Raw genomic sequence first — 15,542 nt, forward strand, 5'->3', positions numbered from 1 at the left:
AGACCTACTTGCGCTTGAGAATATTCTTCAGTTTTTCCAGACCGCCGCGCCTGCTTTTGCGCAGCACGGAGCGGCCTGTGATGGTATGGGCGATTTGCGAAAAGGTTTCCGCCGTCTGGGATTTTTCATCCATTTCGCTGATCATACGGCCGCTATTGGCGGCATTTCCGAACAATTGTGCGTCGAACGGAATGATCGCGATCGGCTCGATTTCCAGCGGCTCAAGGAAATCCGCCGGCGCGATTTCCGGACGCTTGGGCATGCCGACCTGATTGAGAACGAGATGCGGCAATTTATCGTTGGGTCTCAGCTTGATCAGTGCGTCGAAGAGGTTCTTCGTATTGCGCAGATTTGCCAGATCGGGAACGGCCGTTATGACCACCTCATCGGCTTCCGCAAGGACTGCCCGCGTCCAGTCGCACCATTGGTGGGGAAGATCGAGAACCGCAACCGGGGCACTGCGCTGCAAAACCTCGAGGATCGGCAGAAAGGCCTGACGATCGAGATCATAGGTTCTGTCGAGAAGAGACGGCGCTGCCAAAAGCGACAGATGATCGGAACATTTCGTCAAAAGACGATCGAGAAATACCTCGTCCAGCCGCTCCGGCGAAAAGACTGCTTCAGCCATGCCCTGGGCAGGGTCCTGATCGAAATCGATATTCGCCGTTCCATAGGCAAGGTCCATATCCGCCAGAATGGTTTCCGTGGAGAAAAGACTCGAAATGCCGAAGGCGCAATTATGCGCTATGGTGGATGAGCCTACGCCGCCCTTGGCGCCAATGAAGGCGATGTTGCGGCCCAGCGGCTCCGCTTCCGGATCGACGAAGATCGCGGCGATAGAGGCCAGGAGATCGGCCATATTGATCGGAGCGACGAGATATTCGGAAATGCCGTTGCGGATGAGATCGCGATAAAGCGTTATGTCGTTGTGTCGGCCGACGATGATGACACGCGTGGAGGGATCGCAAACTTCTGCCAGGGGCGCGAGATCGTCCAGCAGCGAGGCGGTTGAGCTTGCTGTTTCAAGAACGATGAGATTGGGCGTGGGCGACGTCGAAAACATCGTGGCTGCCGCATTGATATCGCCTTTGGTCACCCGAAGGGTGACCTTGCTCATGCGCCGGTCGCTGGACAATGCGTCCATGACGCCTTGCATGTTGTCGCTGACGCAGAAAGCGTGAACGGAAATACGGGGCAGGGGGCGCAGGCGATCCATATCCGAAGCGCGCACCGACGGTTCGGCTTCTGCGCCGTCGCTAGGCTTGATATCGTATTCTACAGCGCTCATCGTCTTTCCTGCCGTGACAAATGTTGGGTCTGCATCAATCTGTTGCCGCGGTCGAAGTCTTGCCGCGATAGGTGTCGATGACGACCGCTCGGCGCTCGGCATCGATCGGGCTCATACCGCGCGGGCCGACCAGATCCATGGGATTGGCAATCTGCGCCGCGAGATTGCTTTGGGAAGCGCACCCGAAATTGTACCAGTTCTTGTTGGCGAAGGTATTGTCCGAGAGATCCTCGGGCCATTGGCCGCACTGACCGGTCATGGCGGTAACGGCGACATAGCTCAGTCGGATGGGGGAGGCGTCGCCATTCGGGGAAGCGGCATAACGCGTCTCCATGATCTTGCCCGGCGCTACACCCGCGCCGGAAAGCGTCGAGCGGATCTGTTTTGCCATTCGCGATGCGGCCGCCGAATTGGCCGATCCCGACGGGGTCTGAATATTGATGATCCCGGTCGACATCGACGCATAATTCTGGGCAAAACCGCGGACATTATCCGCCATCGCTGTGGTCAGCCGGCTGTCGCCGGCCGAGACCGGAATATCCAGCGAATGCTCCGCTTCCGACAGGGTAATCGGGTGGCGTGTGCGATAATCGTCAGGAATGGCGTTGGTGGTCATCGGATCGCGCGCGCAGCCCTGCAACATGCCGGCGGCAAGCGCGGCAATGACGACGAGGCCGGTCCGTCTTCCGGAAAGGTGGGGGGAAAAGGAGGAATAGGGTTCCTTCATGACGTTTCCTGCCCTGACCGGGCTTGTTGTGAAGAGGGGATTTTGTGTGCGTGTCGTCATTTGTAGATGAACCCCACTGACCCCTGATAGGGCGCGGCCTGAACCTGATCCTTGCGGCCATAGACCTTGTTGACGCGGTTCATGAAATACATGGCGGCGTCGTTTTCCGGATTGAAGTTATCGTCTGGCCGGGCGATCTGATTGCGGGCAACGGGCCGCACCAGATAGGGCGTTGCGATGATGACCAGTTCCGTTTCGTTGCGCAGGAAATCCTTGCTGCGAAAAAGCGTGCCGAAAATCGGTATTTTCGACATGCCCGGAAGGCCGGACATTGCCTGGCGGATATTGTCCTGAACGAGACCTGCGATCACGATCGAACCGCCAGAGGGAAGCTCGACCGTTGTGGATGTTTCGCGCTTGCGGACAGACATGTAGGTCGAACCTGGAATGCCTCGCCCGTAGTTTCCGGTGACGACATTGCCTTCATAAGTCGGTTCGGACACGTTGGTCTCTATCTTGAGACTTATTCTTCCGGGTGAAAGGACTACAGGCTTGAAGTTCAACGTGATGCCGTAGTCAACCGTTTCCACCTCACGTTTGACGACCGTGGTATTCGTATCCTTGTCAAGCGAAACGTCCTGTTCCGCGGCGATCCGGAAATCTCCCCCGACGTAAAATTTCGCCTGTTCGCCAGAAATTGCCGTCAGGCTCGGTTCTGCCAAAGTGCGCATGACACCTGCCTGCTCCATGGCATTAAGATAGGAGGCGAACCTGAGTGAGCCGGAGCCTATTGCACCGCTGGCGATCCTGGATGCAGTGTCGATTGTATTTCCGAGATTGGAAGGGTTTGCGAATTCGAAACCATTGTTGCTTGTCGAACTGCTGATGGAGCCATTGAAGCCGAGTTGCTTCAGAACCTGCCTGCTGACTTCGGCGACGGTGACCTTCAACGTCACCTGATCTTCACCTTCGATCGTCAGCATGTTGACGATTTGCGATACCTGCCGGCGCTCAGCAAAAATCGCCGCATCGCCGCCATTGTCGCCGCCCGTCAGCGATATATTGCGGGTGGTGGCCTCGCCGCCTTTTAGAAAGGCGTCGGCAAGTTGAACGGCGCGGGCGGAGTCCTGCGGTGTGCGCACCGATCCCGTAAGAACGATGTTGTCCGAAACGATTTCTACCTTGATATCCGACTCCGGAATGAAACGGCGGATATTGGCCTCGAGCCCGGAGATGTCGCGCTCGACCTCCAGGTCGAGGCTGACGATTTCCCGGCCATTTTCACCAAAGATGAAGATGTTGGTCTGTCCCACCGTTTTACCGAAGAGATAGATGCGTCTTGATGTGCGGGTCACGGCATCGGCAAGACTTGGATCGGCAACAAGAATGTCGTGGGCATCCTCCGGCAGGTCGATGACGAGCGCCTTGTTCAAACCGAGGTTCAAGCGCTTGCGAGTGCCAGCGCCGCTTTCGGTGATCCGCACGACGCTCGCGCTTTGCGCCTCTGCTTCGCTGACGCGCAGAAACCCGGGGGCATGCTGGCCGGGAACACCTGAAAAGGCCAGGCAGAATGCGAGCCCACCCGCCATCGATGAACGCAGGCGTTGTTTTAGACGGTTTGTCATGAGCTCCCCGGTCATTGTGATGCTCCTTGACCGCTTTTCACGATCGAGCCGGATTTGATCACCTGAATTTCCGGTTGTCCGGAACCTCCATTGAGAAGATATCCGGCCGAAAGCGTGTCGTTTTCCTGTGCATCGGCGACGGAGCGCAAGGCGAGTGTGAGACGATCCGCCATCTGTTGCGCCACCGTTATGATCTTTGCCTGCTCCGGGGTCAGTTCGAGTGTAGCGGTTGCGCCGACAACCGCCGACGTTCCGTCCTCGCCTTCCTTGATCTGCTGATCGATCGCCAGGACACGAACATTGTTCAAAACATTTTCGGTCAGAAAGTTATTATTGTCGCCCTTGCGGACCATGATTACATCGACCCGGTCGTTCGGCAGCACGAAACCGCCTGCGCCTGTCGAGACGGAAATCTCGGTGGCGACAGCGCGTTTTCCGGCCGGCAAAAGGGAGGACATGATGCGGGTGCTGGAATCGACCACTTTTTCCGGCCGGATCGGCTCGCCTTCGAACAGAGGCAGCCGCACGACCGCGCCGGTGAGTTCGGTGATGGCGTCGGGCCTTTTCGCTTCCGTTATGAAACTGTCGACCACATTGCCCTGTGGCCACGGTGTCCAGCGCACGGAACTGTCGTTCAGGCGGCTGCCGACGGGCAGGTTGACCGACGAAACGAGAACGTTGACCGTCGGCTCCTTCTGGATGATCGTTTCTGCTTTTTCGATGACCTGCTTCGCGCCGGAAATTTGCATGGCGACAACACCGGCAAGACCGGCGGCCACCAGAGCAACGGACAGAATGACGATACGCGACGGTTTCATGCTCGATCCTTGAGGGAATCAGATTCTTCTCCCGTCAGGATGGCGTGCGATTGGTATAATTATGGTTAATATTATGCTTGGATTTGTAGTTAACCGATGCTTAACGCTCAAGGTTACTCAAGAAAGGCTCGCAATGGCTGCCTTGACAAGTGGTGTTTCCCCATAGGTTAGAAGACCAGCTATCGCTATGCCGATACCGTAAGGGATTTTTTTTGCCACAAGCAGGGAATCGGGTACCGGAATTCCGGCCGCCATGATTTCTCTTGAGCGTGTCCGCAAAAGAAGGATGCCGATCGTCAAAGCACCACCGATAAAGGTCACTGCGAGCAGGAATTCGATGACGGAGATATTGAAGCCATACCAGATCGCCGCGGCGGTCAAGAGTTTCGCATCTCCCCCGCCCATGACATTGGCGGCAAAGAGCGCAAAACAGGCGGCAAAAACTGCGGTGCCAGCGGCAAAACTAAGGGCAAAAGTTTGCCAGTCCATGCCTGAAACTGGTGCAACGATTATAAAGGAAAATAACAGGATGAGCGGTATCCTGTTGGGAATCGTCATGGTGAAGAGGTCGTTCAGCGCGGCGAAGCTGAGGCATAATGGAAGTATAAGGAATATCGCCGCAACTGTCATGATTTTTAAATCTACCTATGGTTACGGATTGTGTTGCGCCGACGGCAGCCAGCGCAACACAATGAAATCCAGTTTCAACCTGGGTTTTTCGCAACGTTCATGTAGCTGCCCAAGTTCGTGAACTGGGTGCTGAGGCTGGTACCCAGGGTCTTGGCGCCGCCGATGATGGCGACAGAAATAAGGGCCGCAATCAGGCCGTATTCGATAGCGGTCGCACCGGATTCATCCTTGAGGAAACGAGCGAAAATCTTGGTCATAGGGTCTCTCCTAACTCTGTGTTGGTTCAGCACGCCGACAACTGTTCTCCGTTGTTCGGTTGGGTTCAAACTACAGCGGAGCGATTTCCAAGCGCTTAAAAAAAACGATTAACTCAAAGTAAACGGCAGGATGAGTTTCTCTTGGTAAATAAAAACAAAAAGTATTGTCTGCATTTTTATATTTGCTGATAAACAAATATATTCAGGCGCTGACCATTTCTCTCTTTCGGCAAAGTTTCCTTTGAAAGAGGCGTAGCTGTTCAGTTTTGACGCGGGGCGGAGAGGCGTGAAAATATCAATACATTACGAATGGTTACCATCCTCGTTGCGGATTTCCGCCATTTAACGCTTCATTCACTAAAACCGCGCATTCTGTGGAGCAATAAAGTGCGGGTAGTGAGCAAGGGCCAAACGCGTGTCATCCGGAAAACTGGCGAAAATTGTGATCGGCTTGTCCGTCTTTATATCGGGTTCGCTGCAGCCCGCTTTTGCTGAGGATGACATATTGCGCGTTTCGATGAATCACGCCCGTGTCCTTCGTCTCGACCGCGCCGTCAGCAAGGTTATCGTCGGCAACTCCAAAGTCGCCGATGCCACGGTTGCCGATGCCACCACGATCGTTCTGACAGGCCGCAGTTTCGGCACGACCAATCTTGTGCTTCTGGATGCCGATGGCAATCCTATCGTGGATGAACGCATTCTCGTCTCTATCGACGAGGGCAATACGGTGCGTGTTTTCCGCCAGACGGAGCGGACCGTTCTGTCCTGTACGCCGAATTGCGAACAGCATTCGCAAAATAGTGGCGACAAAGACGCTCAGCCATAACAGGCAAGGTCGATCATATTTCAGACAGGACAACAGGCCTTCCGGCAAAAACGGAAGCGGCTTGTTCGCCGCTTTTCTGTAAGTGGAAAAGGCGAAAAAGCAACACGCTTCCCGGCGTTTACCGGTCGGCTATATGTTGCTGTTTTTTCGGCTAAGTTCTTGATCTGGCTAAGATCAAAAATGGAATGGTGCCCAGAAGAGGACTCGAACCTCCACACCCTTGCGAGTACCAGCACCTGAAGCTGGCGCGTCTACCAATTCCGCCATCTGGGCGACGGAGAGCGATGTACGAGGGCAGCCGCCCGGTGTCAACAGACTTTTTGAACTTTTATGACGATCATTGATTTTAAAGGGAAAAAACTTGGTTGGGGCTGTTGAAACATGTGGCCGGGTCAGGTGTCGAGCCCTTCATGCTTCGTTCTGTCCACATGACCGAGGTCGCGCTCCGGGTCGATGATGTCCCGGATTCTCTGTTTGAGTTCTTTGGGGCCGGGAAAACCGCCATCGCGTTTGCGTTCCCATATGGTCGTGCCGTCCACGGTGATCTCGAACAGACCGCCGGTTGAGGGAACGAGGCTGACTTCGCCGACATCGGAAGCGAAGGTCTGAAGGATTTCCTGCGCCATCCAGCCTGCCCGAAGCAGCCAGTTGCATTGCGTGCAATAGCGGATGGTTATGCGGGGTTTGGTCTCGGTCATCCTCAGGTCTCCTTCACCGCCCGGCGGCAATAATGTTCACGATAATGTCAACTATAATACTCATGTTTTTACCGGGCGTACGCTTGTTCTTATCATGCGGCTTTGCGAACAGAGAAGCTGTCGAAGGCTGAAACGTGGAGATCCTATGGCCCAGTTCGAGAATAATCGTCAGCGTCTTTTCGTTCCGGCGGTCGCACCGCTTTATAATGCGACACACGATCTGGTGGAGACGATCCTGCGCGTTACGGCCGGGCTTCTCCTCGTCACCCATGGGTTCGGCAAGATCGTCAATCCTTTCGGCGCAGTCGGCATGGTGGAGAGCCTCGGCTTTTATCCCGGCGTTTTCTGGTCGCCGCTGCTTGCTGCCACGGAATTTTTCGGCGGAATTCTGGTCGCAATCGGCCTGTTTACACGGCCGGCATCTTTCGCGGCCATGATCGTTCTTTTGGTAACGGTTTATTTTCACGGCATCGTAAAGGCGGAAGGTCTGGGCGGCGCGGAAAAATCGATTCTTTGGGCCGCGATTTTCCTGTTCTTCGCGGTTCGCGGCGGCAACCGGCATTCCGCAGACGCCAAGCTGGCGCGTGAATTCTAAGGCGCATCAGGTCAGGTCATCCACCTGTCGTCGCACTGCCGATGTCGCGGCTCTTGAAAATCGATTTTTCTCGTGGTGAAGCTGGATTCGATCGGCACTCTTGACCGGTTGAATCCATTGTCGTCCCCACGAGGTCTTATGCGCGTCGCAATCATAGAAAACATGGCGGGTACGCCGCACGGGCAGCTCGGCGTCGCGCTGGAAGAAGCGGCGGCGGAAATCCATGTCATCCGCGCCTATGCGGGTGAGCCTCTCCCAAGGGATGCCGCCGACCATGATGCGCTTGTCGTTCTGGGCGGCGAACAGAACGCGCTTGACGATGCGCTTTATCCCTATCTTGCCGATCTCACCCTTCTGATGAAAGCCTTTGGCGATGCTGGTAAAGCGGTCATGGGTGTGTGCCTCGGCAGCCAGTTGCTGGCTCGTGCCTATGGGGGAGAGAATATTCTCTCGGGGCCGCCGGAATTCGGCTGGCAGGATATATCCCTGACGGAAGAGGGCGTGTCCGATCCGCTATTGGCCGGGCTGGAAAAGACTTTCCCTATTTTTCAGTGGCATTGCGATACATTTACGCTTCCGCTGGGCGCCACGCGGCTTGCGACCAATGGCGCGACACGAAATCAGGCCTTTCGCATCGGCCGGGCGGTCTATGGCACGCAATTCCATTTCGAGGCCTCGACCGCCGTGGTTGATGGTTGGTGTCAGGCGTTTCCTGCTTCCGTCGAAAGAATGTCGCCGGGCTGGCTGGAGAATTATCGTGACCACCGTGGCTTGCGCGCAGAAATGGCCGATGCAGCCGGGCTGGAGATCGCTCGAGCCTGGGTACGGCTCATTGAGATCGGCGATTTTCCGTTGCGAAAGTGATCGAGGCCGAACAGAGTTGCAGCTGATGGACTACCGCGCGAAAGGAGGCGCAAAGATCATGTACAAATTCGAAATCTATCAGGACAAGGCCGGCGAATATCGTTTCCGCTTCAAGGCATCCAACGGGGAAACAATGTTCTCGTCGGAAGGATACAAGGCGAAGGCGTCGGCCATCCATGCGATCGAATCGATCAAGAGAAATTCCCCCGGCGCCGACACTGTCGATCTGACCGCCATGACGGCCTGAGCCGCGCCGCTGCGCGAGAACTCGAACCGTTTCGCCTGCCAGAAATGACGGGCGCATCGGCGGGTGCCGACGTAAAGATAAGATTCAGTCTTTTTTGATAATCTTCCGTTAGCATTTGTATTTCGAGGTCTCCGGGCGGCATCAGAGTGCCCCCTATTTGTTTTGCGTACGGGTTCTCATGCGTTCATCGGCTGTGCCAGCACTTTTCTTCGGTTGCTTCCTGCTTGGAGGCTGCACGTCCAGTTCCGGGCCGGAAAGCCTGATGGCCGGCTTGCCCTCGAAGGAAACGACGAGTTCGGTCACGCCATCCGCACCGGTGCCGCAGGCAGGCGTCGGTACCCAGGCCATCGCCGCCCAGCCACGGCAGGAAGTTCTGGCATGGGGCGGGCCGGTGCCTGACGAACCCAAGGCCTTTTCCGCTGTCACCCCCAGGGCGTCGTTAACGCAGAATGCACCTGAAATCCGTTTGCCGGTTCCGTCACAGGCGGCGGGAATGGTGCGGCCCGCGGAGCGCCCCACGATCAACCAGATGGAGCGTCCGGTGCAGTTGGCCATGGCTGCGGCCCCGGCGGCGAGCGCCGGTGCGCAGATCCGCTCGCGCATTTTCCGCTCCAGCTTCAGTGATGCCAAGCCGATCAATTTCGGCAGGGTCCAGCCGCGTCATTTTCAGGTCCACGGGGTGGATGTATCCCGCTGGCAGGCCAATATAAACTGGCCGCAGCTGCGCACGCGCGGCGCCAATTTCGCCTTCATCAAGGCGACGGATGGCGGCGACCATCTCGATCCGATGTTCCGCACCAACTGGCAGCGCGCGAAGGAGGCGGGCATTCGCCGCGGCGCTTACCACTTCTTCTATTGGTGCCGCAACGCCAGCGAACAGGCGGACTGGTTCATTCGCAATGTACCGCGCGATCCCGACGCGCTGCCGCCGGTGATCGACGTGGAATATAACGGCGAATCGAGCTGCAAGATGCGCCATTCCCGCGAACGCGTTCTGGAAAAGATGCGCGTCTTCATGGACAAGCTCGAGCGCCATTATGGCCAGCGGCCGATCATTTACACGGCGCCCGATTTTTACAAGGACAACCTCCAGGGCGAATTCCAGGATTACCCCTTCTGGCTACGCGCTGTCGCCCAGCATCCGTCGGTGGTTTATCCCGGCCGCAAGTGGCTTTTCTGGCAATATTCCGGTTCCGGCCTGTCACATGGCGTCGATGGCCGCATCGATCTCAATGTCTTCAATGGCAGCGAGGACGCATGGCATCGCTGGGTGGACCGCCGTTCGAGCTGACGATGGCAATCATCAGCGCGCGAATTTTCGCGCGCCTGCAACACAGAGCACCACCACAAGCGTAACGGCGATCATGGCCGGGCTCACCTCCTCATGCAGCAGGGTTGCGGCAAGTGCGAGCCCGAAGAAGGGCTGAAGCAATTGCAGTTGGCCGACGGCTGCGATGCCGCCAAGTGCCAGCCCGCGATACCAGAAGATGAAGCCGACCAGCATGCTGAACAGGGAAACATAGGCAAGGCCCGCCCAGGCCTGCGGGTTGATGCCGGCAAGCGTTTCCGGCCCGGTGAAGAAAGCAAGCGGCAGCATTACCGGCAGGGAAAGAACCAGCGCCCAGGAAATGACCTGCCAGCCGCCCAGCTTGCGGGAAAGGGCAGCACCCTCCGCATAGCCGAGCCCGCAGACGATGATTGCGCCGAGCATCAGAAGATCGCCGGCAAGCGAGGCCTCGATCCCGGCGGCAAACGAATTCGACAGCGAAAACCCCGCAACAAGCGCGCTTCCAAGACAGGAAAAGAACCAGAACACCGGGCGCGGGCGTTCTCCGCCGCGCAGCACGGCGAAGATTGCTGTCGCGAGCGGCAAGAGCCCCACGAAAACGATGGAGTGCGCCGAGGTGACATGCCGCAGGGCGAGCGCGGTCAATAGCGGGAAGCCCACCACGACACCCAGTGAGACGATGAAAAGCGATGTCAGGTCATCGCGCGCCGGGCGCCTTTGCCTGAACAGAAACAGCAGCGCCAGCGCCAGCAGGCCGGCAATGCTGGCGCGGGCGACGGTCAGGAACACCGGATCGAAACCCGTTACCGCAATGCGTGTCGCGGGCAGCGAACCGCTGAATATCACCACGCCTGTCAGACCGCTCAGCCAACCGCTCGTCGTCTTGTCCATCGTCAACTCCTGCGTTTTGCCTTTCTTGATCCGGAATGGCTGGCAGGAACAGCGACAATCATATACAATTTCAACAAACTGTTATGGTATCACAAGCGGTACAGTTGGAGGAAAGTGTGGACGGACAAGTCGCTGCGGGCACGCGCATAGAAAAGGTAATGGCAAGTGTGCGGCAACGCATCGCCTCGCGCAGCCTCGTCCCGGGCGCGCGCCTGCCGTCGGTCAGGGCGCTGGCGAAGGCCATGCAGGTATCCACCTCCACCGTTGTCGAGGCTTATGACCGGCTCGTGGCGGATGGTACGATAAGCTCGCGCCCCGGCTCCGGTTTTTTCGTTTCGGGCCCGCTTGCGCCCCTGTCGCTCGCCGATATCGAGCCGCAGCTCGACAGGGCGGTGGATCCTTTATGGGTCTCGCGGCAGGCGCTGGATGAAGGTTCCGTTCTCGCCAAACCCGGTTGCGGCTGGCTTCCCGCATCGTGGATGCCGCAGGAGGCGTTGAGGCGGGCGATGCGCGGGCTTGCCCGCGCCGACGCCGCCCTGCTTACGGATTATGGCAACCCGATGGGGCTGCTGCCGCTGCGGCAGCTTCTGTCACGCCGGCTGGCCGAACACGGGGTGCAGGCGGGCGCCAGCCAGATCATGCTCACCGATTCCGGCACGCAGGCGATCGATCTTATGTGCCGTTTCCTGCTGCAACCGGGGGATACGGTTGTTGTCGATGACCCTTGTTACTTCAATTTCCACGCTCTGTTGCGGGCGCATCGGGTGAAGATCGTCGGCGTTCCCTATACGCCGACCGGACCGGATCTGGCACTCTTCGAGCAGGCGCTGAAAGACCATCAGCCCCGGCTCTATATCACCAATTCCGCAATTCATAATCCGACAGGTGCAAGGCTTTCCGCCGTTTCCGCGCATCGCCTGCTGATGCTGGCCGAGCAGGTGGGGCTGACCATCGTCGAGGATGATATTTTTGCTGATTTCGAAACCCAGGCCGCGCCCCGGCTGGCGGCCTTCGATGGTCTGAACCGCGTCGTCCAGATAGGCAGTTTTTCAAAAACACTGTCGGCCTCCGTGCGGTGCGGTTTCATTGCAGCACCCATGGCTTGGGTGGAAGGCCTGACCGACCTCAAGATCGCCACCACTTTTGGCGGAACGCATTTTTCGGCGGCGCTGATCCTGTCGCTTTTGACCGATGGCAGTTACCGCAAGCATGTCGAGGCGCTGAGGCAACGTCTTGCGGCAACGATGCCGGAGGTCGCGGCGCGTCTGAGGTCGGTCGGATGTGTGCCGTGGATCGAACCGCAGGCGGGCATGTTTTTATGGTGCCGCCTGCCGGACGGGGTTGATGCCGCCGATGTGGCGCGCAGGGCGCTTTCGCGGCAGGTGGTGCTGGCCCCCGGCAATGTGTTCAGTTCCTCGCAGAACGCCTCCGGTTTCATGCGTTTCAATGTGTCGCAAATGGCAGGTCCGCAGGTCATGACGGTGCTGGCGGAGGCGCTTCAGCAAGTGCCCGAACCTCGTCGGTTGTAAGCGTTCTGGAGGGAATCGGAACAAAATCCCGTGAACGTCGTTTTCTCCGCAGAATGAAGAGGAGGAAACACCATGACATTCGATCCCAACAACCCGCGTCCGGACCGCGATCTTCGTCCGGAAGTGAATATCAGCAATGAACCGCGTGCCCGAACGTCGTCGTCCTGGGTGCCGTGGTTGGCAATCATCGTCGTCGTATTGGTGGGCGTTTTCGCCTGGTCGCAGATGAGCGGCCCGACCACCGATCCGGCCACGACATCCTCCACCACGCCGCCTGCGGCAACGGATCAGGCACCGGCTCCCATGGCTCCGACCGCTCCGGCAACACCGCCTGCGAACAACACCGCACCGGCAAGCCCGAATACGGGCGGCACGCAGACCCAGCCGTAACGGGCTTACTGATATGATAAAACCGCCTGCCTCCGGGCAGGCGGTTTTTCTTTGCGGCCCTCATCCGCGCCCTAAAGCTGCTCCATCGCGGAAGGGTGGTTGGAAACCCTGGACCAACGGCTGATGGATTCCTGTGCCAGTTGCGAAAGGGCAATGCTCCCGAAACGGGATAGCAGAATGTTTTCCGCCTCTTTCATGGCGTCGAAAAGGGCTGCATTGACGGCCTGTTCGATGACGCAGTTCGGGTTGTCGCCCGCCAGCCCGATCGAGAACAGTTCCGGCGCCCCAAGCGCCCGGTAAATATCGAGCAGCGTGATTTCGCTGAGCGGCCGCGCCAGCACCCACCCACCGCCATGGCCTTTTTCCGACGAGACATAACCATGCTCGCGCAAGCCGGCCATCGTCCTGCGCACCACCACCGGATTGGTCTGAAGCATCGCCGCGATGCTCTCGGATGTCGCCGCACCCTTATGATTTTCCATATGGATCAGAATATGCAGCACCCGTGAAAGGCGCGTGTCGTGTCTCATTGTCCAAACCCGTCTGTTTACACCGACGCTATCACTTTCGATGTGACGTAACAATATAAGTTGCGTGACTATTGACTCCGAAAATCACGTAACAATATAAGTGTCGTGAAATGAACGGGCGCTTCCGCCTCTTTCCTGAAACGATGGGTGCATCATGAAATTCGACGTCATCATTATCGGCGGTAGCTATGCCGGCCTCTCGGCCGCCCTGCAGCTTGGACGCGCCAGAAAAAACATTCTGGTGGTGGATGCCGGTGAACGGAGAAACCGTTTCGCCAGCCATTCCCACGGTTTTCTCGGCCAGGATGGCAAGGCACCGGGTGAAATTATCGCCGAGGCGCGCCGCCAGATCGAACGTTATCCGACCATAGATTGGGCTGAGGGCAGGGTGACCGATGCCGAAGGCGCCTTCGGCGATTTTGTAATCGAGATCGATGGCAAACGCCGTGAGACAGCGAACCGGCTGATCCTCGCCATGGGCGTCGCCGATGAATTGCCTGCTATTGCCGGGCTGAAAGAGCGTTGGGGCTCTTCGGTCTTCCATTGCCCCTATTGCCATGGTTACGAGCTCAATCAGGGAAAGATCGGCGTCATCGCCGCTTCACCTTTGGCCATTCATCACGCATTGATGCTGCCCGACTGGGGCGAGACGACCTTTTTCACCAATGGCGTATTCGAGCCGGATGGGGATCAGCAAGCATTGTTGTCGGACCGGGGTGTGCGGGTGGAAACAACCCGCATCCGGGAAATTACGGGGCATGCGGATGTCGTTCTGGCGGATGGACGCAGCATCGCATTGGCCGGCCTTTTCACCCAGCCGAAGTTGCGTATCGCCTCGAACTGGCTGGAAAAACTTGGCTGCGCCGTGGAGGAGGGGCCGATGGGATCGACCATCGCGACAGATCCCATGAAACAGACCACCGCCCGCGGCATCTTCGCCTGCGGCGATGCGGCAAGGCCTGCCGGCTCGGTCGCCCTTTCGGTGGGAGACGGCGCCATGGCGGGTGCTGCGGCTCACCGGTCGATCCTGTTTCCGGGGTGATCAATGCGAAACAAGATTGAGCCAGCGTCCCGGCGGCATGCCGAAGGCATTTTTGAAATGTCGGGTAAAATGCGCCTGATCCGCAAAACCGCAGGCAAATGCCGTTTCCGCAAGGCCCGCACCCGCACGCATCATGTCCTTGCATTTCTGCAGTCGGCGCATGATGAGATAACGGTGCGGGCTGGTGCCGAACAGCAAGCGAAAGTGCCGAAAGAGCGTGAAGCGGTCGAGCCCGCTTATCCGTTCCAGCTCTTCAGAGCCGACGGCGTCGGCGCTATTCTCCAGCAGATAGTCCCGGCATCGTAAAACGGCGATCCGGTCGATCCGTTTGATGGTTCTGGCGCTTCCGTTTGAATGTTTCCAGAGCAAATCCGCCAGTCTCGACTGCCAGTCGGTGAGAAGCAGATTGTCCGGCTCGCCTTCCAGATTGCCAAGCGCCTCGATGAGGCATTGCCGGAATTCCTCATCCTCGATGACGGGGTTCTGGGCGAAGGGCAGCGCATTACATCCCGCCTCAGTCGTTTTTTCGGGCGGAAGATAAAGCATTCGGTAGCGCAGGCCTTCATCGGTGCCTGCGCCGCCATCGTGAACTTCGTCCGGATGCAGCACGATTATCTTTCCGGGTGTGCTGAAATGCGATTTCCCCCGATAGGAAAAGGTCTGGACGCCGGAAAGCGTGACACCCAGCGCATAGGTATCATGACGGTGCGGCGCATAGGCATTGCCATGAAAGCGCGCTTCGATGCGTTCTATGCCTTCGCTGGAGGGCGCCTGCACGATCCCTTCGAATTTGCACGAACGTTCAAGATCGCCGACGCCCCGAGGCGCTAGGATCGCTTCTCTTTCGTAACCACAGCCAGATTGAGTTCGCATGTTTGATACCAAGATCGCCGTCATCCTTCGCGATGACCTTGCCGTGTGGCAAAAACTGAACGTTACCGCATTTCTCATGTCCGGGATCGTCGCCCAGACCAGGGAGATCATTGGAGAACCATACCGCGACGGGGCGGGCAACGTCTATAATCCCCTGTCCATCCAGCCGATTGTCGTCATGGCCACGGATCAGGAGGCGTTGCGCAAAATCCACCAGCGATCCCTTGAGCGCGACGTCACGACATCGCTTTATATCGAGGAAATGTTCGCCACCGGGCACGATGTCGCCAATCGCCAGGTATTTTCGGAGTTTTCTCCTGACAACGCCAAGGTGGTCGGCATGGCGCTGAGGGCTGACAGGAAGATCGTCGACAAGATCACCAAGGGTGCGAAGCTGCACGCGTGACCCTTAACGCAAAAGGGA

At 57.8% G+C, this 15,542-nt stretch carries 19 protein-coding genes and 1 tRNA gene; 9 read left to right on the forward strand and 11 right to left on the reverse strand.

Annotated features, from left to right (window positions below; translation table 11 throughout):
- Positions 1-4 precede the first annotated feature (4 nt).
- From ACQZ5K_RS00745 to ACQZ5K_RS00770, 6 genes are all read right to left on the reverse strand, one after another.
- On the reverse strand, positions 5-1,288 hold the full coding sequence (locus tag ACQZ5K_RS00745) for a CtpF protein (RefSeq protein ID WP_448739397.1): 1,284 nt from the start codon (positions 1,286-1,288) through the stop codon (positions 5-7).
- Positions 1,289-1,322: 34 nt separating this feature from the next.
- Complete coding sequence (locus ACQZ5K_RS00750; RefSeq protein ID WP_448739398.1) at positions 1,323-2,015, reverse strand: CpaD family pilus assembly protein; 693 nt, start codon at positions 2,013-2,015, stop codon at positions 1,323-1,325.
- A 56-nt stretch (positions 2,016-2,071) separates the two neighbouring features.
- Positions 2,072-3,640, reverse strand: a complete 1,569-nt coding sequence (locus tag ACQZ5K_RS00755; protein WP_424243863.1) for a type II and III secretion system protein family protein — start codon at positions 3,638-3,640, stop codon at positions 2,072-2,074.
- Between the two features lie 11 nt (positions 3,641-3,651).
- On the reverse strand, positions 3,652-4,458 hold the full coding sequence (cpaB, locus tag ACQZ5K_RS00760; protein WP_127756704.1) for a Flp pilus assembly protein CpaB: 807 nt from the start codon (positions 4,456-4,458) through the stop codon (positions 3,652-3,654).
- A 117-nt stretch (positions 4,459-4,575) separates the two neighbouring features.
- Entirely contained in the window at positions 4,576-5,088 is a 513-nt protein-coding gene (locus tag ACQZ5K_RS00765) for an A24 family peptidase (protein ID WP_142780024.1), read from the reverse strand.
- 74 nt (positions 5,089-5,162) lie between these two features.
- Entirely contained in the window at positions 5,163-5,345 is a 183-nt protein-coding gene (locus ACQZ5K_RS00770; RefSeq protein ID WP_196378158.1) for a Flp family type IVb pilin, read from the reverse strand.
- A 415-nt stretch (positions 5,346-5,760) separates the two neighbouring features.
- On the opposite strand from ACQZ5K_RS00770, the gene ACQZ5K_RS00775 reads away from it, so the two are divergent.
- Complete coding sequence (locus ACQZ5K_RS00775) at positions 5,761-6,171, forward strand: pilus assembly protein N-terminal domain-containing protein (RefSeq protein WP_448739399.1); 411 nt, start codon at positions 5,761-5,763, stop codon at positions 6,169-6,171.
- 186 nt (positions 6,172-6,357) lie between these two features.
- Here ACQZ5K_RS00775 and ACQZ5K_RS00780 read toward each other — a convergent pair.
- Positions 6,358-6,444: transfer RNA gene (locus ACQZ5K_RS00780), tRNA-Leu, on the reverse strand.
- 119 nt (positions 6,445-6,563) lie between these two features.
- Positions 6,564-6,869, reverse strand: coding sequence for an Rdx family protein (locus ACQZ5K_RS00785; protein ID WP_003524477.1), 306 nt, complete (start codon positions 6,867-6,869; stop codon positions 6,564-6,566).
- Between the two features lie 145 nt (positions 6,870-7,014).
- Between ACQZ5K_RS00785 and ACQZ5K_RS00790 the strand changes: the two genes are divergently transcribed.
- The 4 genes from ACQZ5K_RS00790 to ACQZ5K_RS00805 all read left to right on the forward strand — a co-directional run bounded on the left by ACQZ5K_RS00790 (position 7,015) and on the right by ACQZ5K_RS00805 (position 9,866).
- Positions 7,015-7,464 (forward strand): DoxX family protein, encoded by a 450-nt coding sequence (locus ACQZ5K_RS00790; protein ID WP_003524478.1) that lies wholly within the window; start codon positions 7,015-7,017, stop codon positions 7,462-7,464.
- Between the two features lie 138 nt (positions 7,465-7,602).
- Positions 7,603-8,328, forward strand: coding sequence for a type 1 glutamine amidotransferase (locus ACQZ5K_RS00795; RefSeq protein WP_448739400.1), 726 nt, complete (start codon positions 7,603-7,605; stop codon positions 8,326-8,328).
- Between the two features lie 58 nt (positions 8,329-8,386).
- Positions 8,387-8,575 carry a YegP family protein gene (locus ACQZ5K_RS00800; RefSeq protein ID WP_059759498.1) on the forward strand — a complete coding sequence of 63 codons (189 nt, stop codon included), beginning with the start codon at positions 8,387-8,389 and terminating at the stop codon, positions 8,573-8,575.
- 178 nt (positions 8,576-8,753) lie between these two features.
- Positions 8,754-9,866 carry a glycoside hydrolase family 25 protein gene (locus ACQZ5K_RS00805; RefSeq protein WP_035240397.1) on the forward strand — a complete coding sequence of 371 codons (1,113 nt, stop codon included), beginning with the start codon at positions 8,754-8,756 and terminating at the stop codon, positions 9,864-9,866.
- A 12-nt stretch (positions 9,867-9,878) separates the two neighbouring features.
- Here the strand turns inward: ACQZ5K_RS00805 and ACQZ5K_RS00810 are convergent, their stop codons facing one another.
- Positions 9,879-10,754, reverse strand: coding sequence for a DMT family transporter (locus ACQZ5K_RS00810; RefSeq protein WP_448739401.1), 876 nt, complete (start codon positions 10,752-10,754; stop codon positions 9,879-9,881).
- Positions 10,755-10,870: 116 nt separating this feature from the next.
- On the opposite strand from ACQZ5K_RS00810, the gene ACQZ5K_RS00815 reads away from it, so the two are divergent.
- Both ACQZ5K_RS00815 and ACQZ5K_RS00820 read left to right on the forward strand, forming a co-directional pair.
- Entirely contained in the window at positions 10,871-12,283 is a 1,413-nt protein-coding gene (locus ACQZ5K_RS00815) for an aminotransferase-like domain-containing protein (RefSeq protein WP_448739402.1), read from the forward strand.
- 72 nt (positions 12,284-12,355) lie between these two features.
- Entirely contained in the window at positions 12,356-12,673 is a 318-nt protein-coding gene (locus ACQZ5K_RS00820; RefSeq protein WP_003524488.1) for a hypothetical protein, read from the forward strand.
- Positions 12,674-12,744: 71 nt separating this feature from the next.
- Here ACQZ5K_RS00820 and ACQZ5K_RS00825 read toward each other — a convergent pair whose 3' ends face one another.
- Complete coding sequence (locus ACQZ5K_RS00825; RefSeq protein ID WP_020808452.1) at positions 12,745-13,203, reverse strand: Rrf2 family transcriptional regulator; 459 nt, start codon at positions 13,201-13,203, stop codon at positions 12,745-12,747.
- Positions 13,204-13,357: 154 nt separating this feature from the next.
- Here ACQZ5K_RS00825 and ACQZ5K_RS00830 point away from each other — a divergent pair, with 154 nt between their 5' ends.
- Complete coding sequence (locus tag ACQZ5K_RS00830; RefSeq protein WP_448739403.1) at positions 13,358-14,245, forward strand: NAD(P)/FAD-dependent oxidoreductase; 888 nt, start codon at positions 13,358-13,360, stop codon at positions 14,243-14,245.
- Here ACQZ5K_RS00830 and ACQZ5K_RS00835 read toward each other — a convergent pair whose 3' ends face one another.
- Positions 14,246-15,022 carry an AraC family transcriptional regulator gene (locus ACQZ5K_RS00835; RefSeq protein ID WP_448739609.1) on the reverse strand — a complete coding sequence of 259 codons (777 nt, stop codon included), beginning with the start codon at positions 15,020-15,022 and terminating at the stop codon, positions 14,246-14,248.
- 94 nt (positions 15,023-15,116) lie between these two features.
- Here ACQZ5K_RS00835 and ACQZ5K_RS00840 point away from each other — a divergent pair, with 94 nt between their 5' ends.
- Positions 15,117-15,524 carry a DUF2000 family protein gene (locus tag ACQZ5K_RS00840; protein WP_142780032.1) on the forward strand — a complete coding sequence of 136 codons (408 nt, stop codon included), beginning with the start codon at positions 15,117-15,119 and terminating at the stop codon, positions 15,522-15,524.
- The last annotated feature ends 18 nt before the right edge of the window (positions 15,525-15,542 follow it).

This window comes from Agrobacterium sp. 22-226-1 (assembly GCF_053522345.1).